Annotated in this window: 11 protein-coding genes and 1 pseudogene; 7 read left to right on the plus strand and 5 right to left on the minus strand. The window is 47.5% G+C overall.

The annotated features are described in order from the left end of the window. Positions 1–147: 147 nt before the first annotated feature. From L0156_19830 to ribH, 5 genes and pseudogenes are all read right to left on the minus strand, one after another. The gene (locus L0156_19830; GenBank protein ID MCI0605243.1) at positions 148–690 is read right to left on the minus strand and encodes a chemotaxis protein CheW; all 543 of its coding nucleotides are present in this window, start codon (positions 688–690) and stop codon (positions 148–150) included. A gap of 75 nt (positions 691–765) precedes the next feature. Further along, positions 766–2,787, minus strand: a complete 2,022-nt coding sequence (locus L0156_19835) for a chemotaxis protein CheA (GenBank protein MCI0605244.1) — start codon at positions 2,785–2,787, stop codon at positions 766–768. Positions 2,788–2,907: 120 nt separating this feature from the next. Then, a pseudogene (locus L0156_19840) lies at positions 2,908–3,261 on the minus strand (response regulator). Positions 3,262–3,269: 8 nt separating this feature from the next. Further along, a complete protein-coding gene (gene nusB, locus L0156_19845; protein MCI0605245.1) occupies positions 3,270–3,686 on the minus strand; it encodes a transcription antitermination factor NusB in 417 nt (138 codons plus the stop codon). A gap of 93 nt (positions 3,687–3,779) precedes the next feature. Beyond that, entirely contained in the window at positions 3,780–4,250 is a 471-nt protein-coding gene (ribH, locus tag L0156_19850; GenBank protein MCI0605246.1) for a 6,7-dimethyl-8-ribityllumazine synthase, read from the minus strand. Positions 4,251–4,430: 180 nt separating this feature from the next. On the opposite strand from ribH, the gene L0156_19855 reads away from it, so the two are divergent. The 7 genes from L0156_19855 to L0156_19885 all read left to right on the plus strand — a co-directional run bounded on the left by L0156_19855 (position 4,431) and on the right by L0156_19885 (position 9,297). Next, positions 4,431–5,534: a PAS domain-containing protein gene (locus L0156_19855; protein MCI0605247.1), complete on the plus strand. Its 1,104-nt coding sequence runs from the start codon at positions 4,431–4,433 to the stop codon at positions 5,532–5,534. 61 nt (positions 5,535–5,595) lie between these two features. Beyond that, positions 5,596–6,750, plus strand: a complete 1,155-nt coding sequence (locus L0156_19860) for a glycosyltransferase family 39 protein (protein MCI0605248.1) — start codon at positions 5,596–5,598, stop codon at positions 6,748–6,750. A gap of 55 nt (positions 6,751–6,805) precedes the next feature. Beyond that, entirely contained in the window at positions 6,806–7,207 is a 402-nt protein-coding gene (locus L0156_19865; GenBank protein MCI0605249.1) for an AraC family transcriptional regulator, read from the plus strand. 67 nt (positions 7,208–7,274) lie between these two features. Next, a complete protein-coding gene (locus L0156_19870; protein ID MCI0605250.1) occupies positions 7,275–7,697 on the plus strand; it encodes a VOC family protein in 423 nt (140 codons plus the stop codon). Positions 7,698–7,766: 69 nt separating this feature from the next. Next, positions 7,767–8,090, plus strand: coding sequence for an iron-sulfur cluster insertion protein ErpA (gene erpA / locus L0156_19875; protein ID MCI0605251.1), 324 nt, complete (start codon positions 7,767–7,769; stop codon positions 8,088–8,090). 73 nt (positions 8,091–8,163) lie between these two features. Further along, complete coding sequence (locus L0156_19880) at positions 8,164–8,874, plus strand: hypothetical protein (GenBank protein MCI0605252.1); 711 nt, start codon at positions 8,164–8,166, stop codon at positions 8,872–8,874. A 6-nt stretch (positions 8,875–8,880) separates the two neighbouring features. Continuing rightward, positions 8,881–9,297, plus strand: coding sequence for a hypothetical protein (locus L0156_19885; protein MCI0605253.1), 417 nt, complete (start codon positions 8,881–8,883; stop codon positions 9,295–9,297). Positions 9,298–9,402 lie beyond the last annotated feature (105 nt).

Here is a 9,402-nt window from a genome sequence, read left to right on the forward strand (position 1 = left end):
AATCGGAATCCCCCATCAAATCTAATAGCGTAGCTCGAACGGTCGCGTCGAATGGATGATTTTGCAGTTCCCGCGCCGCCGTCTCGCGATCGTCCACATCAGTCGAGCGCGCGAGATGAAGAATATCCTCTAGCTTTAGCAGGGCCATTATGCAAACTCAAGAAAACGTTTCAGATTTAAAAGAATTATGAGCTGTCCTTTGTGCTCACAGACTCCTTCAATGAACTCTGCGTCAATTCCAACAACAACCGGCGGGGTCGGTTCAATATTTTTTTTCTGAAGGTGAACCACTTGAGTCGCCGCGTCTACAACAATGCCGTAGCGATTTGAACCCACCTGCAAAACAATGGTTCTTGTTCGCTTATCAGGAGTTTTCGGCTCATGGCCCAAACGTTTCCTTCCGTTGATCACAGGAATCATTTCTCCCCGCAAGGAGATGATTCCATCCAGAAAACTTACAGTATGGGGCACTTCTGTCGCTTCCACAAACCGGATGATTTCCAGCACATGCTCAATCGGGATCCCATACTTCTCCCGGTCCAATTGAAAAACCAAAGCCTCCAGTGTTTCTTCGACTTCCTGCACCACCAGATCTTCGGTATCATCCTGCGCTTCGCCTATCCGCGAAAGCAGTTTCTGCACAACATCCACCTGTTTGTCAGATGTACGCTTCGCCGGAGTTTTTGACATAAAAAGCGTCTTAGCAAAGTAGCGCGGGCGTCCCGCCTGCGAGACTTGCGCAGACGAGACGTCCGCGCTTCTTCGTTAAAGTCCTCTGATTTTGCCGTGCGTCACTTCTTCGATCATTGATTCAGCATCCAGCACCAGAATCGGTTTTCTTTCTCCGATTTCCGTGGCTCCGGCAATTCCCGGAACATTTTTCAACTTATCTCCCATAGACTTAATGATGATTTCCTGCTGTCCGACGAGCTCATCCACCACGAGTCCGAAAAATTGTTCGGCCATCTGGATAACAATCACGAATGCTTTCTGGCGGGAGCCATTTCGTGGAAGATCAAAGAATTGATCCACCAGAATCAGTGGAATGGTTCTATTGCGCAGGTAGTAAACCTCTTTTCGGTCGACCGTCTGTATATCGCGGGAAAAAATCCGAACCGTTTCCGCTACAGAGCTGAGTGGAACCGCGTATTTGACTTGTCCTATTCTTACGATCAATGCCTGGATGATGGCGAGTGTAATCGGTAAAGTGATTTCAAAAACAGAACCACGGTTTTCTTCCGTAAAAACGGAGATACTTCCTTTTAACTCGGCAATGTTTCTTTTTACAACATCGAGCCCCACTCCTCTTCCCGATAATTCGGTGACCTTATCTGTAGAAGAAAAGCCGGGCGCAAAAATGATTTCCAATGTTTCGGTTTGGTCCAGCACGCGGTCCTTGGGTATTAATCCACGCCTTCTTGCATGTTCCTGGACTCTGTAAACCTGGATTCCGCGACCGTCATCCTGCACCTGAATCACAACATTATTGCCACGCTGAAAAGCGCTTACTTTGATGAGTCCCTGTTCCGGTTTGCCCGCTCTGCGCCGTTCCTCCTTGGATTCGATTCCGTGATCAATGGCGTTTCGCACAACGTGCATCAAAGGATCGGAGATTTGCTCGATCATGATCTTGTCCAGTTCGGTACCCTCTCCAAAGAATTCGATTTGCACGGTCTTGCCGGTTTCGCGCGAAATCTTGCGCACCATTCGCGCCAGCCTGTGATAAAGCTGTCCAACCGGAACGAGTCTCGTTTCAATTACGCGATGCTGCAGATCATTCAATTTCTTTTCCAATTCCGCAGCGGCGCGCGACAGCGCCACGCCGTAGCGCGACGTGGAGCCGGCGGCCATAAGCTCGCGGCTTAAATTGCTGATCATTGTTTTGGAGATGACAAGCTCTCCAATGACGTTAATGACGTCGTCCAGTTTCTGGATATCCACGCGAACGGTGTTTGAAATACTGCGAAGTGTATCTTCGGCGGCGGTTTCCTGTTCCTTTAATTCTTCCCCGGGTTGAGGAGGAACGATCTGCCGTTCCCGGCCTTTTCCAATATTGCTTATCTCAACGTCCGCGCGATTCAAATGCTGAAGCAGCGCCTCCGGACTCTGCTCGCTGCCGTAAATTAAACGGAACAGCATTGTGTCAGGTCCGGCAGCAACATCGAAGTACGGCAAAGTGGAAATGATTTCTCCGTGTCGGGACAGCCGGTCGTTGATTTCACGCAGCTCCCTGTCAAAAGTAGAATTATTTAAAAGAAGCCGGATGCTGTAAATATGTTGCCGGTTGCGAATATTCTCTCTGAGCCGGTGTTCTTCATATTCTGTAAAGGAAAGAATAGTTTGTTCATCCAGATTCAATTCGGGAAACGCGCCCGCTTCAGGCGCCGTCACTCCCGCAGCCATCATCTGTCCAATGGTTCGAACGAGACTGGAAGGGTCGACTTTTTCCTTTGAATTCTCTTTGATAGCAGCAAGCATTTTGTTGAGAAGGTCGATTGCTTGAAACAGCAAATCGACCGTCTTTTCCCGTAATTCCATTTTGCCAAGACGGAGATGATCCAGCATGTTTTCCAGCTCGTGCGTGAAATTCGAAATGCCGTCAAATCCCAGCATTCCGGAAATGCCTTTTAAAGAATGAAATTCGCGGAAAAGTTTATTGATCAGGTCAGGACGTATTTTGTTGTTTTTTAGCGATTCTTCGAGCTGTTGCAGCCCTGTTGTGAGCTCCTCCAGTAATTCTTCTGCCTCGCTGAGAAACTCTTTTTTAGCAGATTCCTTATCTTTCATTTTTGAACAGAAGGACGCAAAGATCGCAAAGATTTATTCTTTATTTTCTTCGCGTCCTTTGCGTCCTTCTGTAAAAAAATTAGCCTTCGTTCCTTTGTTCTCTTCTGTTATCTTCAAAATTTTTCGAATGATCACGTGCAGGTCTCGCGGGTCGAATGGTTTCGCCAGATAATCATCAGCGCCAAGCGCCATCCCTCGTTTGCGGTCTGCCTCACTTTTTTCTGTGGAAATAATGACGACCGGAATCGTGCAGTATTCAGGGTGGTTTTTTACAAAACTGAGAAGCTCCAGACCATTGATGTCCGGCATATTGATGTCGGTAAGAATGATATCGATTGACTGCTGTGGGAGGGCCTTGAGAGCTTCGAATCCGTTAGCTGCCTGCACGGAGAGAATATTCGGCAAAGCGGAAAGGGAAGAAACGATGAACTCGCGCATGATCGCGGAGTCTTCGACAACCAGAGCTGTCTTCATCGCTGTATTCATGCGTGTTGAGAAGCTTTTTGCAATTCCTGATGAATGCTGTCCAGCACGCCGTTGATAAAAGTTGCGGAATCAGTTGTTCCAAATTTTTTAGCAATCTCGATGGCTTCGTTGATCACTGCTTTTGGCGGAACGGTTTGTTCTTCCAGCAACTCGTACGTTCCGATGCGCAGGATGTTGCGATCGGTTGCCGGCATTCGATCGATTTTCCAGTGACTGGAATGGCTGGAGATCAAGGAATCGATTTTTTCTTGATTCGCAAGAGTCCCTTTTACAAGTAGGGAAGCGTACTCGACAATTTCCGGTTTCGCTTCATTAATTTCCCAGAAAACTTTTAAGAAGTCCCCGGTCGCGGCGGGATTCAGATCCAGAGCGTACAGGATCTGCAGCGCATATTCTCTTGCCTTCCTTCTCATGCCTCTATTTTAGTCATTTTTTAACCGCCAAGTCGTCAAGACGCCAAGAAAACTCTTTGATATTTTCACTTGGCGCCTTGGCGTCTTGGCGGTTCATCCCTTTAGTTTTCTGTAGAGATTCGCCATTTCTACAGCGGCCATGGCTGATTCCCAGCCTTTATTTTCCGAACGTTCCCCGGCGCGGGCGACAGCCTGTTCCATTGTGTCCGCCGTAATGACTCCAAACGTCACAGGAATTCCGAACTCGGCAGCCACGTTCTGGATTCCTCTCGCGCATTCCGAGCTGATCAATTCAAAATGCAATGTCTCACCTCTCAACAGCGCGCCAAGACAAATAATTGCATCCTGTCTCTTTGTTTCCGCAATCTTGCGCGCCGCCTGAGGAATCTCAAACGATCCGGGCACTCTTACGATTTGAATGTTTTCTTCATTTACTCCCTGAGTGATTAGCGCCTCCAGAGCGCTCTGCAGCAAGCGATCTGTAATGAAAGAATTGTACCTGCTTGCGATGATTGCGAAGCGGAGCGAGGCGCCCTCCTGGGTTCCTTCGATAGAAGCGGCCATGCGCTTATTATGGCAGATCTGCTGTTTGCTTCTATACGTGGAGCCGGCGATGTTTTTTGACCCTGATAAACATAAACGTATAATACAGATATACTTTCAATGTCCTGACACGAGTGGGGACGGATGGAAAAGGTGCGGCGATAATTTTCAAGTACCTCAGCGGCCAGGAAGGTTCTACTGATGATAGAGTCTCATTCTAAACAAACGAACGAACAGCTTCCTCAACCGAAACGAAGAAAGACATGGGTGACGTTGGGTTTAGGAGGGAAAGGAAAGAATGGAATGACAGGAATTCATTCAACCGAACCGGGCACAGCGGACCTTCTCGATTGTGCCGCTGTGCTTTTATGGCGTAGCGATGAAAATGGTCTTTACAGGTATTTCAACCGGCCCTGGCTCGAATTTCGCGGACGAACTCTGGAAGAGGAAAAGGGTCTGGGCTGGATTGAAGGGATCCATCCGGACGATCTGAAGAATGCACTGGATATTCACGTGAAAGCTTCTGTAAAACAGGAGCCCTTTGATCGCACATTCCGGCTTGAAGAAAAAGACGGACATTATCATTGGATGAAAGATTCTGCCTGTCCGGTTTTTGTTGATGGTATTTTCGCAGGTTATTGTGGCTCCATGATCGATTTTACTGCCGAAAAAACTTTGGAAGAGGAACTCAAGAGGACTGTAGAAGAAAAAGAAACGCTGTTGAAGGAAATACATCACCGCGTCAAGAATAATCTGCAAATTCTGATCAGTTTGTTGAGTCTTCAGCGCCAACACAACGATGATGAAGCAGTCCAGGCGATTTTACAGGATTGCCAGAACCGCGTTCAGGTGATCGTTTTGCTTCATCAGAAGTTATTTCAAGACCGGCAGTCAGATGGTTTGAACTTCGCTGAATATGTCAAAGAACTGACTCAGGCCATGTTGGATCAATATAACGGTGATCGGAGGACAATCTCTTTGAGATTCGAAATCGAAAATCAACAATTGCATCCTGACAAAGTCCTTCCCTGCGGATTGATCCTTAACGAGCTACTTACAAACGCGGTCAAACACGCATTTCCGGGTCAAGATCATGGAGACGTGACGGTACGCTTCTACGCAGATGGACAAGACTATTGTCTGGAAATTGCTGACGGCGGAATCGGCTTGTCAGAGAATATTCCCATCGAAGGATCAAAAACTCTAGGCCTCAAATTGGTTTCCACCCTTGCCAGGCAGCTCGGTGGTGAACTGTCGATCAAACGAAGCTCCGGAACAATCGCCCGCGTCTGTTTCCCTCGCTGAAGATCGTCGACGCGTTGCGCGTCCTCGCGTCTTTGAGTCTTTGCGTTAAATTTGCATACACGTGAAGCGTATAAAACAGGTACTCCTTTGGGCCAGCGCGTTAATGATCGCTGCAGTAGTTTTGGCGAAGTTGGATTACTATACTCGGGATTCCGATTCAGTTCTCTATGCCGACTTGTCAGCACAAATAGCAGAACGTCCGTTTCGCCAGTGGATCGCACCTCGTTGGGTCGGAGAAGATCTTTTTCGCGAGCATCCCGTCGGTATTTTCCTGCTACCGGCTTTGCTGATATGGCTCGGCTTCCCCGCTATGCAAGCCGCTTATGTGGTCAATTGCGTTTACCAAATCGCAACCCTGGTTCTCATCGCACATCTGGCAAGGTTGTTAACGGAGAAACGTGAAGCGCACTCGCTTTTGTGGTTCCTTCAGCTTCTTCCCATATCATTTGTGTACCGCATTCGGGCAAATCATGAGCAGGCCGTCCTCCTTTTTTTACTGTTGGCTCTGTATGCGACGGAACGTTCTCAACGCAACCCCTTTTTTGCGATTCTAACGGCGGCCGCCCTCATTTTTATGATGCTTGTGAAGGGTATATTCGTGGCGTTTGGAGTCTTTGCATGTGCATTGTGGCTGTTTTTGAGATCGCGTATGGAGAAATCACGCACGGCTTATGTAGGCTTTGCAGTTGCTGTACTGGCCGTATTGGGAATCGCATTTGCGTATGAAATTACTTACAGGGATGTAACAGGGGAGTCCTTCGCATTCATTTATCTGAAGCGATGGCTGGCAAGATCGCAACTACAAGAAGGGTGGCTCGTAATTCCCCAAAAACTTTACAACCTTCTTTGGTACACCGGCGTAATGATCTGGTATGCATTCCCGTGGAGTCTGTTTGCGATTGTTACGCTTTATAAGGAAAGACGATGGATTAGACAGAATCTGCGGCAATCCCGGACATCAAGAGAGATTATTGGAGTTCTCTTTGTATTAGGTATCATCACCGCTTATCTTGCTGCATTCAGCCTGTTTGATCATAGGGCAAGCCGATATCTCTTTCCTGTATATTACATTCTTGCCGCCTTCGGCGTGATTGCTGCGTTGCGTTGGAAGCGAATGCAAAGATTTGTGGAGTGGACAGACCGGTGGCATCCATGGCTGCCTGCCGCTTTGTGGATTTTTCTCTTTGCTGCTCATATTATTGCGGGCTGTTTATGACTACACTTTGAATTGCCGCTTTATGTCTGGGCGACTTTGCGCTAAATTAGTTCTTATGGACCGGGACACAGTCAATCGACTGAGCCGCGCGCGAGAGTTCATGAATGATTCTTATCAACTGCCTTTGAATCTGGATCAGATTGCAAAAGAAGCTTGTTTTTCGCAGTATCATTTTCTTCGCTTGTTCCGGCAACTCTTTCAGGAGACTCCCCATCAATACCTGACGCGTCGAAGAATTGAAAAAGCCAAGGAATTACTCCAGGGAACACGCCGCTCCGTTACTGACATTTGTTTTGAGGTAGGTTTTCAAAGCCTCGGATCATTCAGCACGCTGTTTCACCGTATGGTGGGTAATTCACCTTTGTCCTACCGTGTTCAGATCGTTGTGCGGAAGGGAATCCTCATCCCTGAATGTTTCATTCAAATGTGGAAAATTCCGCTCGGCCGCGCATCTTAGCAATTTTCGAGAAGTAAGACCACCATAAATCCCCTAGAATTCTCTCTGTAAAAATAAGGAGGGATAAATGATCAGTAAACTCTCTCATATGACGATCTGGGTGCTCAATCAGCAAGAAGCGCACGATTTTTACGTGAATAAGCTCGGTTTTGAAGTTCGAACCGACCACACCATGGAAGGCGGATTTCGATGGTTAACAGTCGGTCCAAAAGATCAAAAAGATCTGGAGATTGTGCTGATGGAGATTAAACCGGGAATGATGTTCGATGAAAACACCGCAAATCAGATGAAGGCTCTTGTTCAAAAAGGGGCGATGGGCGCGGGTGTTTTTGAGACACCCGATTGTCGCGCGGCTTATCAACAGCTTTCCAAAAACGGAGTGGAATTTGTTGCTCCTCCAGAGGAGAAGTTTTACGGGGTGGAAGCCATCTTCAAAGATAATTCCGGCAACTGGTTCAGCCTGACCCAGCGCAAACCCTGGAACCCTTGAACTTTTAAACTCTTGAACCCTTGAGCCCTGGACCTTATACTAGGAGGGACCAAGGAGGAAAGCGAATCCATGTTTATGGTTACGGAAGGCGCAGCGAAGGAGATACAGACGCTGATCAACCAGTACAACAATCCGCAACTCGGTTTGCGAGTTAAAGTTCTCGCCGGCGGTTGCTCCGGGTATTCTTACGATCTTGCATTTGACGATCAGGTGCAGCCCAATGATATGGTTTTTGAACATCATGGCGTCAAAGTCATGATCGATGACCGCAGCTTCAAGGTTTTGGATGGGACTCAGCTCGATTATGTAGATACGATGCTGGGAAGAGGATTTACATTCAGTAATCCAAACGCCAAGTCCACTTGCGGATGCGGATCTTCATTCAACGCCTGAGACGCCAGTAGCGCGGGCGTCTCGCCTGCGAAACTGCGCAGACGGGACGTCCGCGCTACTTTGTTAAACTGCTTTGCTCCATTCGATCGTCTTTCACACCCTAGGGCAGCTCGCCACCGGCATCCTTCTCCTCATCGGCTTCGTTCCGCCTTCTAAAATCGGTTCCGGGTTCGGGAGATTTCATACGATCCTGGCCTGGGCTCTCTGGGTTCTGGCGTTCTGGGGGAATTTTCCTGTTGAGTTTTACATCCTTACTGCCAGCATTCTTCTTGCGTTTCTTTTTTCGCAAAAGGATTCTCTTTATTATCCTTTCCTGGCTTTGTGTGTATTTCTCTCTTTTTTCCTATTGCTGAAAGGGAATCCGATGAGTTCCGTGCTCTGGCAGTTGCCTGCGGCGCTTGTGCTCGGTTCGAGTTCGGTCGCGATGTTGCTGGGACACTGGTATCTGGTAGCCCCGAAATTACCGATCACGTATTTAAAGATCTTAACGATCGCTTTAATCGCAGCCATTCTGATCCGCTCCGCATTTCTTGCGGAAGCCTTTTTCACCAACCAGACACATTTGAAATCCATCCATTTTTATGAGCTCTATGGAATTTTCTTTTTGCAGCGCATCGCCTTAGGGCTTTTTCTCACTCTGGCGCTTTCGATCCTGACATATTATTGCGTTCGAATCCGGTCCACCCAATCGGCAACCGGGATCCTTTATGTGGTTCTGGTTTTTTGTCTCGTTGGAGAAATTACCGGCGCATATCTTTTCCTAAAAACCGGCCTCTCACTGTGAAGTTTCATGGAAATTGAATTCCGTTGCGCAGCCTGTGGATCGGTAAATCAGCAGGAAGATTTTTCGAACCCGGTTACCTGTGTTTCCTGCGGTAAATCCTACGGAGCGCTTGAGGACTCTTCCAATGAAAAATCAGGGATCCAATTTTGCGTGATCTGTCGCTGCAGGGACCTTTACATACAAAAAGATTTCAACCGCAAGATTGGATGTGGGATTGCCGCAATGGGAGCGATATTGGCTCCTTTTACAAAATTGATCAGCTTGTTTGTGTGCGCTTTAATCGACCTGTTGTTGTATTTGTTGTTGCCTGTAATTACTATTTGTTATCGATGCGGAACCATCTATCGTGGTTTTGCGAAAAATTCAGCCCACGAAGGTTTCAATCTTGGCATCAATGATCGTTATCGCTCCGCTGAGAGATAAATGAATTAGCTCGTACTACTGACGTTGAACTTCTTGTTTTTTTAGAAGGATTTTCGCAAAAGGATATTAAACCGCAGAATATCGAACAAAGGAACTCCGAACCGC

The sequence above is a fragment of the bacterium genome, assembly GCA_022616075.1.
In the GTDB taxonomy this organism is placed as follows: Bacteria; Acidobacteriota; HRBIN11; order JAKEFK01; family JAKEFK01; genus JAKEFK01.